The sequence below is a fragment of the Streptomyces sp. NPDC040405 genome (assembly GCF_055595765.1).
Genome location: NZ_JBVIVI010000016.1, coordinates 151636 through 169598 on the forward strand (window position 1 = coordinate 151636; position 17963 = coordinate 169598).

Annotated in this window: 17 protein-coding genes; 4 read left to right on the plus strand and 13 right to left on the minus strand. The window is 72.2% G+C overall.

All coding sequences use genetic code 11. The features are described 5' to 3' along the window. Positions 1 to 113: 113 nt before the first annotated feature. Entirely contained in the window at positions 114 to 2174 is a 2061-nt protein-coding gene (locus ACZ59A_RS39915) for an NPCBM/NEW2 domain-containing protein (protein ID WP_470969399.1), read from the plus strand. Positions 2175 to 2216: 42 nt separating this feature from the next. Here ACZ59A_RS39915 and ACZ59A_RS39920 read toward each other — a convergent pair whose 3' ends face one another. Next, on the minus strand, positions 2217 to 3797 hold the full coding sequence (locus ACZ59A_RS39920; protein WP_470969401.1) for a serine/threonine-protein kinase: 1581 nt from the start codon (positions 3795 to 3797) through the stop codon (positions 2217 to 2219). A gap of 61 nt (positions 3798 to 3858) precedes the next feature. Beyond that, positions 3859 to 4833, minus strand: coding sequence for an ROK family protein (locus ACZ59A_RS39925; RefSeq protein WP_470969404.1), 975 nt, complete (start codon positions 4831 to 4833; stop codon positions 3859 to 3861). Positions 4834 to 5013: 180 nt separating this feature from the next. On the opposite strand from ACZ59A_RS39925, the gene ACZ59A_RS39930 reads away from it, so the two are divergent. Further along, positions 5014 to 6096, plus strand: coding sequence for a LacI family DNA-binding transcriptional regulator (locus ACZ59A_RS39930; protein WP_470969406.1), 1083 nt, complete (start codon positions 5014 to 5016; stop codon positions 6094 to 6096). Positions 6097 to 6372: 276 nt separating this feature from the next. On the opposite strand, the gene ACZ59A_RS39935 is transcribed toward ACZ59A_RS39930, so the two are convergent. Further along, a complete protein-coding gene (locus tag ACZ59A_RS39935) occupies positions 6373 to 6756 on the minus strand; it encodes an SHOCT domain-containing protein (protein WP_470969409.1) in 384 nt (127 codons plus the stop codon). Positions 6757 to 6949: 193 nt separating this feature from the next. Between ACZ59A_RS39935 and ACZ59A_RS39940 the strand changes: the two genes are divergently transcribed. Then, positions 6950 to 7582 (plus strand): GAP family protein, encoded by a 633-nt coding sequence (locus ACZ59A_RS39940; RefSeq protein ID WP_470969412.1) that lies wholly within the window; start codon positions 6950 to 6952, stop codon positions 7580 to 7582. Between the two features lie 7 nt (positions 7583 to 7589). Here the strand turns inward: ACZ59A_RS39940 and ACZ59A_RS39945 are convergent, their stop codons facing one another. The 7 genes from ACZ59A_RS39945 to ACZ59A_RS39975 all read right to left on the minus strand — a co-directional run bounded on the left by ACZ59A_RS39945 (position 7590) and on the right by ACZ59A_RS39975 (position 13491). Then, positions 7590 to 8792 carry a hypothetical protein gene (locus tag ACZ59A_RS39945; protein WP_470969415.1) on the minus strand — a complete coding sequence of 401 codons (1203 nt, stop codon included), beginning with the start codon at positions 8790 to 8792 and terminating at the stop codon, positions 7590 to 7592. Between the two features lie 127 nt (positions 8793 to 8919). Then, complete coding sequence (locus ACZ59A_RS39950; protein ID WP_470969417.1) at positions 8920 to 10197, minus strand: DUF6986 family protein; 1278 nt, start codon at positions 10195 to 10197, stop codon at positions 8920 to 8922. A 173-nt stretch (positions 10198 to 10370) separates the two neighbouring features. After that, the gene (locus ACZ59A_RS39955) at positions 10371 to 11333 is read right to left on the minus strand and encodes an electron transfer flavoprotein subunit alpha/FixB family protein (protein WP_470969420.1); all 963 of its coding nucleotides are present in this window, start codon (positions 11331 to 11333) and stop codon (positions 10371 to 10373) included. Between the two features lie 58 nt (positions 11334 to 11391). After that, positions 11392 to 12177, minus strand: a complete 786-nt coding sequence (locus ACZ59A_RS39960) for an electron transfer flavoprotein subunit beta/FixA family protein (RefSeq protein ID WP_470969423.1) — start codon at positions 12175 to 12177, stop codon at positions 11392 to 11394. A gap of 201 nt (positions 12178 to 12378) precedes the next feature. Then, positions 12379 to 12885 (minus strand): flavin reductase family protein, encoded by a 507-nt coding sequence (locus tag ACZ59A_RS39965; protein ID WP_468053474.1) that lies wholly within the window; start codon positions 12883 to 12885, stop codon positions 12379 to 12381. A gap of 56 nt (positions 12886 to 12941) precedes the next feature. Beyond that, positions 12942 to 13025: a putative leader peptide gene (locus tag ACZ59A_RS39970; protein WP_470969491.1), complete on the minus strand. Its 84-nt coding sequence runs from the start codon at positions 13023 to 13025 to the stop codon at positions 12942 to 12944. 94 nt (positions 13026 to 13119) lie between these two features. Next, positions 13120 to 13491, minus strand: coding sequence for a thioredoxin family protein (locus ACZ59A_RS39975; protein ID WP_470969426.1), 372 nt, complete (start codon positions 13489 to 13491; stop codon positions 13120 to 13122). A 190-nt stretch (positions 13492 to 13681) separates the two neighbouring features. On the opposite strand from ACZ59A_RS39975, the gene ACZ59A_RS39980 reads away from it, so the two are divergent. Then, a complete protein-coding gene (locus tag ACZ59A_RS39980) occupies positions 13682 to 14413 on the plus strand; it encodes a lysophospholipid acyltransferase family protein (RefSeq protein WP_470969428.1) in 732 nt (243 codons plus the stop codon). A gap of 91 nt (positions 14414 to 14504) precedes the next feature. Here the strand turns inward: ACZ59A_RS39980 and ACZ59A_RS39985 are convergent, their stop codons facing one another. Genes ACZ59A_RS39985 through ACZ59A_RS39995 form a run of 3 tightly spaced genes read right to left on the minus strand, consistent with a single transcriptional unit; the run spans position 14505 to position 17796 of the window. Next, on the minus strand, positions 14505 to 15566 hold the full coding sequence (locus ACZ59A_RS39985) for a threonine aldolase family protein (protein ID WP_468053480.1): 1062 nt from the start codon (positions 15564 to 15566) through the stop codon (positions 14505 to 14507). Next, positions 15563 to 16348, minus strand: a complete 786-nt coding sequence (locus ACZ59A_RS39990) for an SDR family NAD(P)-dependent oxidoreductase (RefSeq protein WP_470969431.1) — start codon at positions 16346 to 16348, stop codon at positions 15563 to 15565. Before ACZ59A_RS39990 ends, ACZ59A_RS39985 begins: the two co-directional genes overlap by 4 nt. 35 nt (positions 16349 to 16383) lie before the next feature. Continuing rightward, positions 16384 to 17796, minus strand: coding sequence for a DUF6421 family protein (locus ACZ59A_RS39995; RefSeq protein WP_470969434.1), 1413 nt, complete (start codon positions 17794 to 17796; stop codon positions 16384 to 16386). Positions 17797 to 17963: the final 167 nt, after the last annotated feature.

A 17963-nucleotide genomic window follows, 5' to 3' on the forward strand; every position in this document is an offset into this window, starting at 1 on the left:
GAACAACTGTTATCGCATCTCTTCCAACAGACTCCAACACGGCCTACCGTAAACGCTCGCACGTGACGCGCCCACAACGCTGCGTCACCCGTTGAGAACGGAGGATCCGCATCATGCGCCACCGCTCTTTACGTACCGCGAGACAGAGAATCATCGGAGGACTGACCGCCGCACTGCTCGGCACGGCCGGTCTCACCCTCCCCGCCGCCGCCCAGTCGGCCGCGGCCGAGCCCACCCGCCCCGGGAAGGCCGCCCCGGCCGGGGAGACGGCCGGGGACGGGCTCGCGCTCACCCCGCCGATGGGCTTCAACAACTGGAACTCCACCCACTGCCGCGCGGAGTTCAACGAGGCGATGGTCAAGGGCATCGCTGACATCTTCGTGAACAAGGGGCTCAAGGAGGCCGGTTACACCTACGTCAACCTCGACGACTGCTGGGCGCTGCCGCAGCGCGACGCGAACGGCAAGCTCGTCCCGGACCCGGTGCGCTTCCCCAACGGCATCAAGGCCGTCGCCGACTACGTCCACTCCAAGGGCCTCAAGATCGGCATCTACACCAGCGCGGGCACCAAGACCTGCAACACCGCGGGCTTCCCCGGCGGGCTGGGCCATGAAAGGTCGGACGCCCAGCAGTTCGCCGACTGGGGAATCGACTACCTCAAGTACGACAACTGCAATAACCAGGGAGTAGACGCCAAGCAGCGCTACCGCACCATGCGGGACGCGCTGAAGGCCGCCTCCGAGACCACCGGGCGCCCGATCGTCTACAGCATCTGCGAATGGGGGCAGAACAAGCCCTGGGAATGGGCGGCGGATGTCGGCCAACTCTGGCGCACCACCGGTGACATCAGCGACAGCTGGGGCAGCATGCTGTCGATCGCCAAGAAGAACCTGCCGCTCGCCCCGTACGCCGGGCCCGGCCACTGGAACGACCCCGACATGCTGGAGGTCGGCAACGGCGGCATGACGGACACCGAGTACCGCAGCCACTTCTCGCTGTGGTCGGTCATGGCCGCACCGCTGCTGATCGGCACCGATCTGCGCAAGGCCGACGCCAAGGCGTTCGAGATCCTCGGCAACCGCGATGTCATCGCCGTCGACCAGGACCCGCTGGGCAAGCAGGGCACCGTGCTCTCCTCCGAGGGCGGTCGCTGGGTGATCGTCAAGGAGATGGCCGACGGCAGCCGCGCCGTCGCCCTCTTCAACGAGTCCGACCAGCCGCAGCGCATCGCCACCACCGCGGCCCGCCTCGGCCTGCCGCAGGCGGACGGCTACCGGCTGCGCGATCTGTGGCGGCACCAGGACCACAACACCGCGGGCTCCGTGGCGGCCACCGTCCCGGCCCATGGCACCGTGTTCTACCGCGTCTCCGCCGACCGGCGCTGGGCCTCCTACCCGCCCGCCGCCGAACTCGGCGTCGGCGCCGCCCCACTGACCGAGGCCGGGGCCACCGCACCCGTGGAGACGACGCTCCGCAACTTCGGCGGCACCCCGGCCCACCAGGCCCGGGTCCGGCTCACCGGCCCCGACGGCTGGCGCGTCAGGACCACCTGGCCGACCCGCGCCGCCACCCTGCCCACCGGCAGCAGGCTCGCTACCCGCTGGCAGGTCACCGCCCCGAAGGACGTCGAGCCCGGGGCGTACGAGCTGACCGTACGTGCCTCCTACCGCTCGGCGCGCGGCGACGAGGTCGGCACCGAACTGCCCGTGCCGGTCCATGTGGTGGTCGCGCCGCCCTCCGGTGCCACGTACGCGAGCGATCTGCCGTGGCTGAGCGCGGCCAACGGCTGGGGCCCGGTCGAGAAGGACACCAGCGTCGGCGAGAACGCGGCGGGCGACGGTCATCCGATCACCCTCGACGGCACCGTCCACGCCAAGGGCCTGGGCGTGCACGCGCCCAGTGAGGTCACGTACTACACCGGTGGCCACTGCACCGCGTTCAGCGCGAAGGTCGGCGTGGACGACGAGGAGGGCACCGCCGGAACGGTCGCCTTCGAGGTCTGGGCGGACGGCACCAAGGCGCTGTCGACCGGGACGCTGACCAACGCCGACCCGGCCAAGGCCATCACCGCCGACGTCGACGGCGCGACGACGGTCCGGCTCGTCGTCACCGACGGCGGGGACGACGTCACGAGCGACCACGGGGACTGGGCGGACGCGGCGTTCACCTGCTGACGTCCCGCCCCGGCGACCGGCCCGCTCCCCCTTGCCGCGGTCTCAGCAGACCGGCAGCCCGGGGAGGGGCTGGTCGTTGTCGCCGCCCCGGACGTACACATCGCTGACGTAGACGTCCTTGTTGCCGTTGTCGTCGTCCGTCTTCGCCCACCAGACGTTCGTCCACTTGCCGTACCGCTCGGGGCGGTTCAGATTCTCCTGGCAGTAGAAGTAGCTGACGCCCTGCTTCAGGGCGCCGACCGGTTCGCCGCCGTGGGTGTAGGACGTGGCGTCGCGCCACACCACGCAGTTGTACTTGCCGCCACCGATGTCACTGCAGGCCGGGGCGGCGCCGGGGCTCGCGCTCGGGGAGGCCGATCCGGTGGCCTTCCCGGTCTCTCCCTTGCCGTCGTCTGCGCCGGACGCCGGTGATCCGGTCCCCGTGGGCCCCGGCGAACCGGATCCCGTCGGCTCGGGCGATCCCGCTCCCGTGGCCTCCGGCGACCCGGATCCCGTCGGTCCCGGCGAGCGGCCCGCCGTCGTCCGGCCGCCCTCGCCGCCGAGCAGCGCGTACGTCACCCCGCCCCCGACGAGCACCACACCGGCGACCGCCGCCGCCACCAGCACGCGCGTCCGGCCGCGCCCCGGCCCCGGCGCACCGCCCGCCCCGGGACCGGCGGCCACCCGCGGCCGCGCGGCCGCGACATCCGGTGCGGTGGGGGTACGCGGGACCTGCCGAGCCGGTGGCGGGGGCGGCCGGAGCCGCGGCGGGCCGGGCTCCGGCGCGGCCCCGGCGGCGACGGCCTCCAGCAGCTGCCGCGCCTCGGCCGCCGTGGGACGCCCCTCCGGATCCTTGTCCATCAGCTCGCGCAGGACGGGCGTCAGCGGACCGGCCAGCCGGGGCTCCGGCAGCGGCTCGGTGACGATCGCGGTCAGCGTCGACCACACGGAGGTGCGGCGGAACGGCGACGAACCCTCCACCGCCGCGTACAGCGTCATGCCCAGCGCCCACACGTCCGAGGCCGGGCCCGGCTCCTGGCCCTGGGCGCGCTCCGGCGCCAGGTAGTCCAGCGAGCCGATCAGCTCGCCGCTGCGGGTCAGCTTGGTGGTGGCGCCGTCGTCGGGCGCCTCCATGCTCGCGATGCCGAAGTCGGTGAGCACCACCCGGCCGCCGCGGTCGAGCAGCACATTGCCCGGCTTCACATCGCGGTGCAGCACCCCGGCGTCATGGCCCGCGGCGAGCGCGTCGGCCACCCTCGCGCCGATCCGCGCGACCTCCAGGGGGTCGACGACGCCGCGCTCGTCGATCAGATCGTCGAGCGACGGGCCGTCGATCAGCTCCATGACGATGACCGGCAGCCCGTCCTCGTCCGCCACATCGTGCACGGTGATCACACCCGAATGGCGGATCCGGGCCGCGGCGCGCGCCTCCCGCTGCATCCGGGTGCGCAGATCGGCCAGCTCCGCGCCGGACGCGTCGGTGTAGGCACGCAGCACCTTGACCGCGACCTCCCGGCCGAGCAGCTCGTCCACCGCTCTGCAGACCACGCCCATGCCGCCGCGGCCGAGCTGCCCCGTCACCCGGTAGCGACCGCCCAGCAGTCTGCCGGACAGATCACCGCCCCTGTCCCCCGGTGCCACCATCGGCTCCCTCGCATCGCAAGCAGTGAGCGAACAGCTTAGGGGCAGGGGGTGACAGCGCGGCTCAACTCGGGCCGCCAGGCGCGCCCACCGGACCGAAACCCTCCAGCCGCTGTTCCTGTGCCGCCGCGGCGGCCGCGCCGACCAGCCCCGCGTCGGTGCCCATCTGCGCGGGCAGGACCTCCAGCCCCTGTACGTACGACAGGGTCGCGTAGTCGCGCAGGGCGCGCCGAAGGGGCGCGAAGAGCACGTCCCCGGCGCCCGCCACCCCGCCGCCGATCACCGCCACCTCGACCTCGACGAGTGCGGCGGTCGCGGCGATCCCGGCGGCCAGGGCCTGCGCCGCGCGGTCGAAGGAGGCGCGCGCGACCGGGTCCCCGGCGCGCGCGGCGAGGGCGACGGCGGCGGCGCTGGTGTCGCCGTCCGGGCCCGGCTGCCAGCCGCCGGACAGCGCCCGGCGGGCGATGTTGGGGCCGCTGGCGATGCGCTCGACGCAGCCGCGCCCGCCGCAGGGGCACAGATCGCCGTCGAGGTCGACGCTGATGTGGCCGATGTGCCCGGCGTTGCCCGTGGGGCCGGGGTGGAGCCGCCCGTTCAGCACCAGTCCGCCGCCGACTCCGGTGGACACCACCATGCACAGCGCGCCCGCGCGCCCGCGCGCCGCGCCCTGCCAGTGCTCGGCGGCGGTCATCGCCGGTCCGTCGCCGACGAGGGTGACCGGCAGCTCTCCGGTGGTCTCCCGGACCCCGGCGACCAGCGGGAAGTCGCGCCAGCCGGGGATGTTGACGGGGCTGACGGTGCCCACGGAGGCGTCCACGGGGCCCGCGCTGCCGATCCCGACGGCGGCCACCCGGGACCAGTGCGCGGTGGCCGCGAGTTCGGCCAGCACCGCGGAGACCTCCCGCATCACCGCCGCGCCGTCGCCCTGCGCGGGGGTCGCGCGCCGGGCCCGTACGACCAGCTTGCCGCCACCGTCCACCAGGGCGCCCGCGATCTTGGTGCCGCCGATGTCCAGCGCGGCGATGAGGTCACGTGCCATGGCTGTCGACTCTCCTGGTGGGCGTCGGTGTCATCAGTCGGTGTCATCAGTGTGGGGCCACAGTCTTTCCTGCCGCTGACAACGTTGTCCAGAGGCTATGCTCGACACCCCTTCCGCGCCTCTTCCGCACTCCCTCCGAGCCCCTTCCGACACGACGACCAGCGACGGGACGAGCACACCGTGACCGACACCGCCCGGGACATCGCCGACAGCGCCCCAGCACACCGCTACGGCTCCCGGCCCACGATGAAGGACGTCGCCGCCCGGGCCGGAGTCGGCCTCAAAACGGTCTCGCGCGTGGTCAACGGCGAGCCGGGCGTCACCCCCGACACCGAGCACCGCGTCCAGGAGGCGATCACCGCGCTCGGCTTCCGCCGCAACGACAGCGCCCGCATCCTCCGCAAGGGGCGCACGGCGAGCATCGGCCTCGTACTGGAAGACCTCGCCGACCCGTTCTACGGCCCGCTCAGCCGTGCCGTGGAAGAGGTCGCCCGGACCCATGGCGCGCTGCTGATCAACGGGTCCAGCGCCGAAGATCCGGTCCGCGAGCAGGAGTTGGTGCTCGCCTTGTGCGCGCGCCGGGTGGACGGCCTCGTCGTCATCCCGGCGGGCGACGACCACCGCTATCTGGCCCCCGAGATGGCGGCCGGTGTCGCCACCGTCTTCGTCGACCGACCGGCGGGCCTCATCGACGCCGACGCGGTGCTCTCCGACAGCTTCGGCGGCGCGCGGGACGCGGTCGCCCATCTGATCGCCCATGGCCACCGCCGGATCGGCTTCCTGGGCGACCAGCCGAGCATCCACACCGCCGCCGAGCGGCTGCGCGGCTACCGCGCCGCGATGGCCGCGGCCGGGCTGCCGGTCCACGACGGCTGGCTCTCCCTGGGCCCCACCGACCCGGAGCGGGTGCGCGGCGCGGCCACCGCCATGCTGGACGCCGCCGAGCCGGTCACCGCGCTCTTCGCGGGCAACAACCGGGTGACGGTCACGGTGGTGCGGGTCCTCGCCGAGCGCCCCGGCCCCGCCGCCCCCGTCGCCCTGATCGGCTTCGACGACTTCGAGCTGGCCGACCTCCTCTCCCCCGGCATCACCGTGGTCGCCCAGGACTCGGCCCAGCTCGGCCGCACCGCCGCGGATCTGCTCTTCCGCCGCCTCGACGGCGCGGGCGGCGATCCGCGGCGCGTCGTACTACCGACCCGGCTGATCGCCCGCGGCTCCGGAGAGCTGCCCCCGTCTCCGTCCCCGTCCCCGTATCGAGCGTGACGAATCGCCCGGAATGACGCTGAACGGAGCCCTGACCGGCCCCGCCCCGGTTGCCCCGGCGCCCGGCCCCCGGCACGGTGGGTGCGGAGGTCCGGGAGACCCCAGCCGACGGGACGGAGGAGCTGCGACGACCGGGCGCCGTACGCGAACGGTCCGCACGGCGAGCCCCATGGCCGTGCCGGTGCCGGTCGTCGCGAGCCGCTCACAGGAGGGCGGCACCCCGTCGGCCGCGGTGTCCCGGACCTCCGCCGCCCGCGCCTCGCCCTGACCGTCTCCTCAGGCGGCGAGCACCTTGGCCTTGGCGCGCTCGTACTCGTCGGCCGTGATGTCACCGTGGTTCTTCAGCTCCACGAGCCGTGACAGCTCCTCGGCATGGCCGGTCGCGGCGGTCTCCCGTACGTACTCCCGGAATCCCGCTTCCGCGTCCTCGACCCGCTTCATCTCGCGCCGGCCCATCCCGCTGCCCCGTGCCATCAGGTAGACGAAGACGCCGAGGAATGGCAGGACGATGACGAAGACGCACCAGCCCGCCTTCGCCCAGCCGTTCAGCGAGTCATCGCGGATGACATCCCCGATCACCCGGAAGAGCAGCATCAGCCACAGGACCCACAAGAAGATCCACATCGTGGTCCAGAACACATTGAGCAGTGGGTAATCCATCGTCTGCCTCCCGTCGGATGAGCCCGGCGGGACCTACGACGGCCGCCACCGGACCGACACCTCCAGCGTACGGCGGCGGGCACGGCGTGCGGAGACGCCCGCCGGGCGGCCCCGGTCGGCGCAGCACCGGGTGCGCGGCGGGCCGGGGCGCGGGCCAATGGAGGCAGGACGGACGGGGCCGGAAGGGCAGGCCATGGATCTTCAGATTCTCCCGCTTGCCGTCACGATGATGGCGGGGCCGCAGATCGTGGCGGCCGTGATCCTGGTGACCACCGCGCGGCCGGTGCGGGTGTCCTCGGCGTTCCTGCTCGGGGTGGCCATCGCGACGGCCGTGGGCGTCGCCATCACCCGGGGGATCTTCGCGCTGCTGGGCAACGCGGTCGCGCCGGGCGCCCCGTCGGACCAGGGAGCGGCCGCCACCATCGTGCAGCTGGTGCTGGTGGGGCTGCTGGTAGTGGTCGCGGTGAAGAACATGGTGCGCCGGGAGTCCGTCGAGCCGCCGAAGTGGCTGGGCTCGCTGATGGAGGCGGGCCCCTTGCGGGCCCTGAGGACCGGGCTGCTGATCATCCTGCTGATGCCGTCCGACATTGCGGTGATGCTGACGGTGGGGGCGCATCTGGAGCAGCACCGGTCGGCTCTGGCGGAGGCGCTGCCGTTCATCGGTGCCACCGTGCTGATCGCGGCGCTGCCGCTGCTGGTCTACCTCGTCTTCCGGCAGCGGGCGCGGCGCGCGATGCCCCGGCTGCGGGAATGGCTGAACACGCACAGCTGGGTGGTCAACGTCGCCGCGTGCCTGATCTTCATCGTGCTCCTCCTCACCCCCTGAAGCGGTCTCACCCCCTGAAGCGGTCCCGGCCCGTCGCGGCCAGCAGCGTGATCACCGCGAGGACCGCCAGCAGGACCAGCACCAGGAACAGCACGGTCAGCACGGTGGGGTGGTTCCACAGCGCGAAGACCGCGGCCGGGGCCAGCAGCGCCGCGACCGTCAGCTCGCGCCGGTGCTCCGCGGTCCAGACCCCGGCCCGTCCGGTGCGCATCCCCCGGGCCGCGCCCCAGTACGCGGCGGAGTCGGCGGTGCGCTCGGCGGCGGCCCGTAGGGCACGCGGCAGCCGTCCGGGTCCGGCCAGATAGCCGCCCGCCGCGACGACGGCGCCGAGCACCAGCACGGTGAGCACGGTGACCCGCAGGAAGCGCACCACGGTGTCGAAGAGGGACGAGGCGGCGGCCCGGGACAGCACACCGGGCGGCACATGGTCGAGGCAGTACCGGCGGGCCACGGTGAGCGCGAGGGCCAGCGCCAGCGAGGCGACGGCGGTCCCGAGGGCGGTGCCCACGAGCGCGCGGCGGCGGCCCCGGGCGAGCAGGACGCCGGTGGTGCCGAGCACGAGGGTGAGGGTGGGCAGCCAGTTCCCGGCCAGGTCGAGCAGGCGTACCCCGCGCTTGATGCGGTCGAGTTGATGGGAGTGGAAGAGGATCGTCCGCTGGTGGATGTCGGGGATGTCGTTCGCCGAGGGGAATCCGGCGTTCACGAGCTGGACCTTGACCTTCTCCACGGCGGCGCCGACGTTCAGGGTGACGGTGTCGCCGCGTACGCCGACCGGGCCGTGGCCCTCGCCGGTGAGGGCGTGCACGGCGGCGGCGTGGGCGGCGCGGTTGGCGCCGGTCCATACGGCGGCGAACTCCTCGGTGTGCACGATGTGCGTCGCGACCTTGCGTACGGCCTGGTCGAGCGCCGCGTCCAGCTGGGGGGCCAGGCCCTCGACGGCGTCGGCGGCCCGGGGCGGCAGGCCCTGGGCGCGCAGCCAGTCGGCGATGTCGGAGGTGACCTTCCGGCTGTTGTGGCGGAGGTCGACGGCATCGCTCACATGGTCCACGGCCGCCTCCTGGATCGCCGGATCGGTCGCCAGCGGGGCGACCGTGGCCACGTAGCGGTCGGTGTCGAGGACGATGCCGTGGACCCATACGGTCAGCACGGACACCGGTACGAGCAGGCAGCCGAGCAGGATCAGCAGGGCTGACACGGCACTTCTGACCATGCCACCATCTCCCGCCCTCCCCGGCTGCCCCGCATCCCGGGTGACACGGAGGGGTGAGCGGATGTGGCCAGCGGGTCAGTGCGCGGGCCGGTCCGCGCGGACTCAGCGCGGACCGGTTCGCGCCGGTTCAGCGCGGGCCGCGGCCCGCCAGGGCGTCGAGTTCGGCGCGGCTCAGTCCGGTCAGCTGTTCCACCTCGGCGGCGTCGACCGCCCCGCAGTCCAGACCGCGCAGCAGATGGCCGCTGAGCGCCTTGGCGGTGGCGGGCTCGTCCATGACGTCGCCGCCCGTGCGGTTCACATACGCCGCGAGCCGGGCGGACGCCGTCTCCAGGCCCTCGCGGTAGAAGGCGTAGACGGCGGCGTAGCGGGTGGGCAGATGGCCGGGGTGCATGTCCCAGCCCTGGTAGTACGCGCGGGCCAGGGACCGCCGGACGAGGCGGTGGTGGAGTCGCCAGGCGTCGTGGACGCGCTCGGTGGGGCCGACGGGCAGCACATTGGTCGAGCCGTCGGAGAGCCGTACGCCGGTGCCCGCGGCGGCGACCTGCATGACCGCCTTGGCGTGGTCGGCGACGGGGTGGTCCATGGACTGGTGGGCGGCGCTGACACCACAGGACGCGCTGTAGTCGAAGGTGCCGTAGTGCAGTCCGGTGGCGCGGCCCTCGGCCGCGTCGATCATCCGGGCGACGGTGGCGCGGCCGTCGGAGCCCAGGATGGACTGGGTGGTCTCGATCTGGATCTCGAAGCCGAGGCGGCCCTCGGCGAGCCCGCGGGCCTTCTCGAACTCCTCGCACAGCCGGACCATGGCGCTGACCTGCTCGGCGTACGTCACCTTGGGGAGGGTGAGCACGAGCCCGTCCGGCAGACCGCCGGAGTCCATCAGCCCGGTGAGGAAGATGTCGAGGGTGCGGATGCCGCGGTCGCGGACGGCGGCCTCCATGCACTTCATGCGGATGCCCACATAGGGCGGTGCGGTGCCCGCCGCGCTGGCCGCGGCGACCACGGCGGCGGCGTGGGCGGCCGCGGCGTCCTCCTCGGCGTCGGGGCGCGGCCCGTAGCCGTCCTCGAAGTCGATGCGCAGGTCCTCGACCGGCTCCCGCTCCAGCTTGGCGCGCACCCGGCGGTACACGGGCTCGGCCAGCTCGTCGGGGAGGCCGAGGACGGCGGCGAGGGCTCCGGCGTCGGGCGCGTGTGCGTCGAGGGCGGCGAGCGCCCGGTCGCCCCAGTCCCGCACGGTGTCCTCGGCGAAGGTGTCGGCGGGGACGTAGACGGTGTGCACGGGCTGGCGGGTGCCGGAGTCGCCCGGGTAGCGGCGGGCGAGGTCCGCGTCGACGGGGGCGAGGGACGCGCTGATCCCCTCCTGTACGCCGCGCGGCAGGCTCGTCCCCACCGTCTCGTGCTGAGTCATGCCCGCACCTCCGCCTTTCACCTTCGGACAACCGAGGAAGTTTCCGCTCTACGGATATTTCTTTCCGCAGAGCGAAGTTATACGGGCTCCGAGTGGAGGTCAACACCCCATTGACGCACGTGAGGCCCCGTACGCGCAGTGCGTACGGGGCCTCGGCGACACCTGCCGGGCGGTCAGCCCTTACGGGCCTTGACCTCCTCGGTGAGCTGCGGGACGACCTCGAAGAGGTCGCCGACCACGCCGTAGTCGACCAGGTCGAAGATCGGAGCCTCGGCGTCCTTGTTGACGGCCACGATGGTCTTCGAGGTCTGCATACCGGCCCGGTGCTGGATCGCGCCCGAGATACCGGCCGCGATGTACAGCTGCGGGGAGACGGTCTTGCCGGTCTGGCCCACCTGGTTGGTGTGCGGGTACCAGCCCGCGTCCACCGCGGCGCGCGAGGCACCGACCGCGGCACCGAGCGAGTCCGCGAGGGCCTCGACGACGGGGAAGTTCTCCGCGCCGCCGACGCCGCGGCCGCCGGAGACCACGATCGCGGCCTCGGTCAGGTCCGGACGCCCGGTCGACTCACGCGCGGCGCGGGAGACGACCTTGGTGCCGGTGGCCTGCGCGGAGAAGGAGACCTCCAGCGCCTCGGCCGCGCCCGCGGCCGGGGCCGCCTCCGGCGCGGCGGAGTTGGGCTTGACGGTGATGACCGGCGTGCCCTTGGTGATACGGGACTTGGTGGTGTACGCGGCCGCGAACACCGACTGCGTCGCCACCGGGCCGTCGGCACCGGCCTCCAAGTCGACGGCGTCGGTGATGATGCCCGAGCCGATACGGACCGCGAGCCGGGCCGCGATCTCCTTGCCCTCCGCGGAGGACGGGAACAGCACGGCGACCGGGTTCACGGCCTGGTACGCGGCCTGGAGCGCGTCCACCTTCGGTACGACGAGGTAGTCGGCGAACTCCGGGGCATCGGCGGTCAGCACCCGCACCGCGCCGTACTCGGCGACGGCGGCGGCGGTGTCCGCGGCACCGGCGCCCAGGGCGACGGCGACGGGCTCGCCGACGCGGCGGGCCAGCGTCAGCAGCTCCAGGGTGGGCTTGCGGACGGCACCGTCCACGTGGTCGACATAGACGAGGACTTCAGCCATGGGACTTCTTCTCTCCTGCGAATGCGAGCGGTCTGGGGGCGGCGGTGAGCGACGCGGCTCAGATGAACTTCTGACCCGCGAGGAACTCGGCCAGCTGCTTGCCGCCCTCGCCCTCGTCCTTGACGATCGTGCCCGCCGTGCGGGCCGGGCGCTCCTCGGCGCCGTCGACCTTCGTCCAGGCGCCCTCCAGACCCACGTCCCCGGCCTCGATGTCGAGGTCGGACAGGTCCCAGGAGGTCACCGGCTTCTTCTTGGCCGCCATGATGCCCTTGAAGGACGGGTAGCGGGCCTCGCCGGACTGGTCGGTCACCGACACGACCGCCGGAAGCGACGCCTGAAGGTGCTCGGTCGCGGTGTCGCCGTCCCGGCGGCCCTTGACGGTGCCGTCCTCGACCGAGACCTCCGACAGCAGCGTGACCTGCGGAACGCCCAGGCGCTCGGCCAGGATCGCCGGCAGCACGCCCATCGTGCCGTCGGTGGAGGCCATGCCGCAGACGACCAGGTCGTAACCGGTCTTCTCGACCGCCTTGGCCAGCACCAGCGAGGTGCCCAGCGCGTCGGTGCCGTGCAGATCGTCGTCCTCGACGTGCACGGCCTTGTCGGCGCCCATCGACAGCGCCTTGCGCAGCGCGTCCTTGGCGTCCTCCGGGCCCACGGTCAGCACCGTGATCTCCGCGTCGTCCGCCTCGTCGGCGATCTGGAGGGCCTGCTCGACCGCGTACTCGTCCAGCTCCGAGAGCAGGCCGTCCACATCGTCACGGTCCAGCGTCAGGTCCTCGGCGAAGTGCCGGTCGCCGGTGGCGTCGGGCACGTACTTCACACAGACAACGATCCTCAAGCTCACGCCGGCTCTCCTACTGCATCGTCTCTTCCGGGCTGCCTTTTGTTGGCAGCATAGGCGCCCTCGGGGGCTCTTCCCGGTCGGTTGGCGGCCGGGGGCTGCCCATGCACCGAACGAAATATTACTCGCCAGTACACCTAGGGTGTTCCCCGTACGCAACCCGCTTGAACTGTGACCTTGCCAACGGATGATCAGCGGGACGGATCAGTCGCGCAGCGCGTTGAAGCCTCCCTGGTGGTACAGCAGTGGCCGCCCGGCCCCCGCGGGGTCGCCCGCGACCACCTCGCCGATCACCACGCGATGGTCCCCGGCGGGTATGCGCGCCACCACCCGGCACACCAGCCACGCCAGCACCCCGTCCAGCACCGGCACCCCCTCGGGCCCGGTGTGCCAGCCGGTGCCGGGGCCGAAGCGGTCCGCGCCGCTGCGCGCGAAGGTCGCGGCCAGCTCCCGCTGGTGCTCGCCCAGGACGTGCACGCCGACGTGCTCGGCGTCGGCGATCACCGGCCAGCTGGAGGAGCCCTGGCCGACGCCGAAGGAGAGCAGCGGCGGCTCGGCGGCAACGGAGGCCAGGGAGGTCGCGGTGAAGCCGACGGGGTGCGACCCGTACGCGGTGATCACCGCGACGCCCGCCGCATGCCTGCGGAAGACGGAGCGGAAGAGTTCCGGGGCGCTGAGCCGGGGCGTGCCGAGGTCGGGTGAAGCCGTCATGAACCTGTCCTTCTGCGGTGGGGTACGAGCGGGGGGAGCTGTGCTGTCGTCGTCGCTCACCCGCCCGGACACTGCGCACTCGCGGTCCGCACGAGGTCCACGTGTACGCGTCCGTAGAGAAGAAGAAGTCCAGGCCGCATGACGTCACCCTGACGATGCCCGCAGCGCACCGTCAAGTGCGGACCGGTGGGCGGGATTCCGCCGCGGGGTCACCCACCGTGATCTCACGGCGGATCAGACCGCCTCGCCCAGAGCGGCGATGACGTCCGCGGTCCGCGGCTGTCCGGCCGCCCGGCGCACGACCCGGCCGTCCGTGTCGAGCACCAGCACGGTGGGCGTCCGCACGATGTCCAGCATCCGTACGAGTTCCAGATGCGCCTCGGCGTCGATCTCGACATGGGCCACGCCGTCGACCATGTGGGCCACCTCGGCCAGGACCCGCCGGGTGGCCCGGCAGGGCTGGCAGAAGGCACTGGAAAACTGGACAAGGGTGGCCCGGGCACCCAGTTCCGCCCCGAGCTGGGCGGCTTCGAGCCGTGCGCCCTTGTCCGCCTCACCCTGCCGCTGGTCGTCTCGCACGCTGTCCTCCGGTTCCGATGCCGTCATAGGGTGCAGCGACATGGGCCTTTAGGGGATTCCCCAGAGCACGACGTGATGAGGATCTCTCGGCCGGGCGGGGACCCGCGCTAGCACAGAGAGATGACATAGGGCACCATCTGCCAGAAGCCGGGAAACCTACGGCTGCGTAACTTCCGCCGGGAGAGCCCTCCCAGGGAAAACGATGAAGGGTCCCTCTATGGCAGAGCTCGTCTACCCGCCCGTGATCGGCGCGGCCCGCACCATGTTCAAGGCGCTGGACCTGCGTATCGACATGAAGGGCACCGAGAACGTCCCGGAGCGGGGTGGCGCGGTTCTGGTGAGCAACCACATCGGCTATCTCGACTTCGTGTTCGCCGGGCTCACCGCCCGACCGGCGAAGCGGCTGGTGCGGTTCATGGCGAAGGAGTCGGTCTTCCGGCACAAGGTCTCCGGGCCGCTGATGCGGGCCATGAAGCACATTCCGGTGGACCGGGCCGCGGGCATGGACGCGTACAAGCACGCCCTGAAGGCCCTTCGCTCCGGCGAGATCATCGGCGTCTTCCCCGAGGCGACCATCTCGCGCTCGTTCGCCCTCAAGAACTTCAAGTCGGGCGCGGCCCGGCTGGCCCAGGAGGCGGGCGTACCGGTACTGCCGATGGCGCTGTGGGGGACCCAGCGGCTGTGGACCAAGGGCCACAAGCGGAACCTGGGACGCAGCCACTTCCCGATCACCATGCGGGTGGGCGAGCCGATGGAGACCGACCCGACGGAGCCGGCCGACACGCTCACCGAGCGGGTGCGGACCCGGGTGCAGGAGCTGCTGGAGGCGGCGCAGCGGGCGTACCCGGTGCGGCCCAAGGGCCCGGACGACACCTGGTGGGTCCCGGCCCACCTGGGCGGTACGGCCCCCACCCCGGCCGAGGCCATCGCCCTGGACCGCGGGCGGTAACCCGATCGAAGCCGAAGCGGCCGTCCCTCCCGGCGGGGGGACGGCCGCTTCCGGTTCTCCGTCTTGCGGGTCTTCGGTATCGGCTCGTCGGCTAGCGCTTCATCTCCTCCCGGAGGGCCGCCACGAAGCCGTCGACGTCCTCTTCCCGGGTGTCGAAGGAGCACATCCACCGCACATCGCCCGCCGCCTCGTCCCAGAAGTAGAAGCGGTACCGCTTCTGGAGCCGTTCGCTCACCTCGTGCGGCAGCCGGGCGAAGACCGCGTTGGCCTGGACGGGGTGCAGGATCGTGACGCCGTCGACCCCGCGCACTCCCTCGGCGAGCCGCTGGGCCATCGCGTTGGCGTGGCGCGCGTTGCGCAGCCACAGGTCGCGGGCGAGCAGGGCCTCCAGCTGCGCGGAGACGAACCGCATCTTGGACGCCAGCTGCATGGACAGCTTGCGCAGATGCTTCATGGCGCGCACCGCGTCCGGATCGAGGACGACGACGGCCTCGCCGAAGAGCATGCCGTTCTTCGTGCCGCCGAAGGACAGCACATCCACGCCCGCCACATTGGTGAACGACCGCATCGGCACGTCCAGCGCCGCGGCCGCGTTGGCTATCCGGGCCCCGTCGAGGTGGACCTTCATGCCGCGCTCATGGGCGTGCTCGCAGATCGCGCGGATCTCGTCCACCGTGTAGACGGTGCCCAGCTCGGTGTTCTGGGCGATCGAGACGACCTGCGGCATCGCCCGGTGCTCGTCGTCCCAGCCGTACGCCTCGCGGTCGATGAGGTCGGGGGTGAGCTTGCCGTCCTCGGTGGGCACGGTGAGCAGCTTCAGCCCGCCGACCCGTTCGGGCGCACCGCATTCGTCGACGTTGATGTGCGCGGTGTCGGCGCAGATGACCGCGCCCCAGCGGTCGGTGAGCGCCTGGAGCGCGACGACGTTGGCGCCGGTGCCGTTGAAGACCGGGAACGCCTGCGCGTACGGGCCGAAGTGGCTGCGCATGACGTGCTGGAGATGCGCGGTGTAGTCGTCCTCGCCGTAGGCGACCTGATGGCCGCCGTTGGCGAGGGCGAGCGCGGCGAGGACCTCCGGGTGGCCGCCCGCGTAGTTGTCACTGGCGAAGCCGCGTACCTCGGGGTCGTGATGACGGCGTGCGTCGGTCCTCACGGCTTGGGGGTCAGCCACTGGCGGGTTCCGTTCACTTCCCTGGCGGGCCGCTCCCAGACTCCGGTGATGGCCTCGGCCAGCTCCGTGACGTCGGTGAAGCCCGCGAACTTCGCGTTGGGGCGCTCCGCGCGCATGGCGTCGTGCACCAGCGCCTTGATCACCAGGATGACAGCCGCGGCCGCGGGACCGCTCTCGCCCCCCAGCTTGCCGAACGAGTCGCCGAGCGCGAGCGTCCACGCCTCGGCGGCGGCCTTGGCGGCGGCGTACGCGGCGTTGCCCGCGGTGGGCTGGGACGCGCCCGCCGCGCTGATCAGCACATAGCGGCCGTTGCCGGTGCGCCGCAGGGCGTCGTGGAAGGCGAGCGAGGTGTGCTGGGCGGTGCGGATCAGCAGATTGTGCAGGGTGTCCCAGTCGGCGAGCGGGGCGTCGGCGAAGGTCTTGCTGCCGCGCCAGCCGCCGACGAGGTGGACCAGGCCGTCGACCCGTCCGAACTCCTTCTCGATGCGGTCGGCCCAGGCGCGGGTGGCGTCCAGGTCGAGCAGGTCGATCGTCTCCCCGGTGACGCGGGCGCCGCCGTGGGCGTAGCGCGCCGCGTCGACGGCCTCGGCCAGCCGCGCCGGGTCGGCGTCGGAGGCGACGACGGTGGCACCGGCCTCGGCGAGGCGGAGCAGCGTGGCGCGGCCCGCCGGGCCCGCCGCACCGGCCACCGCCACCACGGCGCCGTCCAGCGGCGTCCGGCCGCCCGGTTCGTTCGGGCTCGGGCTCGACGTCGGTGTCGTCATGCTCGCTGTCTCCTCGTCGTCCGGTGCCGCGGGGCTCACGCCGCCGCTCGTATGCCGTCGTCGCTGTCGTCGTCGCCCGCCGTGATGCCCTTGGTGGAGGCGACCACGTCCCGCAGCTTCTTGGCGAGCGCCTCGTAGAACATGCTCAGCGGAAACTCGTCGGGGAGCACGTCGTCGACGAGCTTGCGCGGCGGCTGGGTCAGGTCCAGCGCGTCGGGGCCCTTGGCCCAGACGGAGCCGGGGTGCGGGGCGAGATAGGTCGACACCAGCTCGTACGCCTTGAACCAGTGGACGAGCTTGGGCCGGTCTATACCGTCCCGGTACAGCTTCTCGATCTCGCCGCACAGCTGGTTGGTGACCTGCGAGGCGCGCGACCAGTCGATGTGCAGGGTGTTGTCCGTCCAGCGTACGACGTCGTGCTGATGGAGATAGGCGAAGAGCAACTGGCCGCCGAGCCCATCGTAGTTGCGGACCCGTTCGCCGGTGACCGGGAAGCGGAACATCCGGTCGAAGATCACGGCGTACTGGACGTCACGGGCCTGGGCGAGCCCCTCCGCGTCGAGCTTCACGGCCTCCCTGAAGGCGGTGAGGTCGCAGCGCAGCTCCTCCAGGCCGTACATCCAGAACGGCTGGCGCTGCTTGATCATGAAGGGGTCGAACGGCAGGTCACCATGACTGTGGGTGCGGTCGTGGACCATGTCCCACAGGGCGAACGCCTCCTGGCAGCGCCGCTGGTCGGCGAGCATGTCCCGGATGTCGTCGGGGAGTTCGATGCCCAGCGCCCGGACGGCGGCGTCGCTGACCCGGCGGAAGCGGGCGGCCTCGCGGTCGCAGAAGATGCCGCCCCAGGAGAAGCGCTCGGGGGCCTCGCGCACGGCGATGGTCTCCGGGAAGAGCACCGCCGAGTTGGTGTCGTAGCCGGAGGTGAAGTCCTCGAAGGCGAGGCCGAGGTAGAGCGGGTTGTCGTAGCGGGTGCGCTCCAGCTCGGCCAGCCAGTCGGGCCAGACCATGCGCAGGACGACCGCCTCGAGGTTGCGGTTCGGGTTGCCGTTCTGCGTGTACATGGGGAAGACGACGAGGTGCTGGAGGCCGTCGGCGCGCGCCTGCGCGGGCTGGAAGGCGAGCAGCGAGTCGAGGAAGTCGGGGACGCCGAAGCCGTCGTCGGCCCAGCGGCGCAGATCGGCGACGAGCGCCTGGTGGTACGCGGCGTTGTGCGGGAGCAGCGGGGCCAGCTCCTCGATGGCCGCGATCACCCTTTCGAGCGCATCGCGGGCACGGTGGCGCGGTGGCGCCCCCTCGGCGTCGAAGTCGATGGAACCGTCCTTGGACTGCCAGGGGCGAATCGTTTCTACAGCACCTTTGAGGGATGGCCAGGACGGGTGTTCGATCACACGCTCCGCAGGCAGAATGCCACCGTCCGCTATCACGGACGAAAGAATTTCCGTCATGTCGACTCCTTCACCGGAGAACCTTCCGTGTAGACACCGTATCCGTGGATGACCTCACCGCTCAAGGGCAGACAACGGAAATCGTCCTGCGTCACCTCCGCCCCACCGCCGTTTTTCCTGCCCCATCCGCCCCGGACCATGCCACGGCCGCGCTTGAGCGGTCCTGC

Coding starts and splice junctions, on each gene's coding strand:
- ACZ59A_RS39915 (WP_470969399.1), top strand. CDS start 114: ATGCGCCACCGCTCTTTACGTACCGCGAGACAGAGAATCATCGGAGGA.
- ACZ59A_RS39965 (WP_468053474.1), bottom strand. CDS start 12,885: ATGACGGCTTCACCCGACCTCGGCACGCCCCGGCTCAGCGCCCCGGAA.
- ACZ59A_RS39995 (WP_470969434.1), bottom strand. CDS start 17,796: ATGACGGAAATTCTTTCGTCCGTGATAGCGGACGGTGGCATTCTGCCT.
- ACZ59A_RS39970 (WP_470969491.1), bottom strand. CDS start 13,025: ATGCGGCCTGGACTTCTTCTTCTCTACGGACGCGTACACGTGGACCTC.
- ACZ59A_RS39940 (WP_470969412.1), top strand. CDS start 6,950: ATGGATCTTCAGATTCTCCCGCTTGCCGTCACGATGATGGCGGGGCCG.
- ACZ59A_RS39955 (WP_470969420.1), bottom strand. CDS start 11,333: ATGGCTGAAGTCCTCGTCTATGTCGACCACGTGGACGGTGCCGTCCGC.
- ACZ59A_RS39945 (WP_470969415.1), bottom strand. CDS start 8,792: ATGGTCAGAAGTGCCGTGTCAGCCCTGCTGATCCTGCTCGGCTGCCTG.
- ACZ59A_RS39950 (WP_470969417.1), bottom strand. CDS start 10,197: ATGACTCAGCACGAGACGGTGGGGACGAGCCTGCCGCGCGGCGTACAG.
- ACZ59A_RS39925 (WP_470969404.1), bottom strand. CDS start 4,833: ATGGCACGTGACCTCATCGCCGCGCTGGACATCGGCGGCACCAAGATC.
- ACZ59A_RS39920 (WP_470969401.1), bottom strand. CDS start 3,797: ATGGTGGCACCGGGGGACAGGGGCGGTGATCTGTCCGGCAGACTGCTG.
- ACZ59A_RS39935 (WP_470969409.1), bottom strand. CDS start 6,756: ATGGATTACCCACTGCTCAATGTGTTCTGGACCACGATGTGGATCTTC.
- ACZ59A_RS39980 (WP_470969428.1), top strand. CDS start 13,682: ATGGCAGAGCTCGTCTACCCGCCCGTGATCGGCGCGGCCCGCACCATG.
- ACZ59A_RS39990 (WP_470969431.1), bottom strand. CDS start 16,348: ATGACGACACCGACGTCGAGCCCGAGCCCGAACGAACCGGGCGGCCGG.
- ACZ59A_RS39975 (WP_470969426.1), bottom strand. CDS start 13,491: ATGACGGCATCGGAACCGGAGGACAGCGTGCGAGACGACCAGCGGCAG.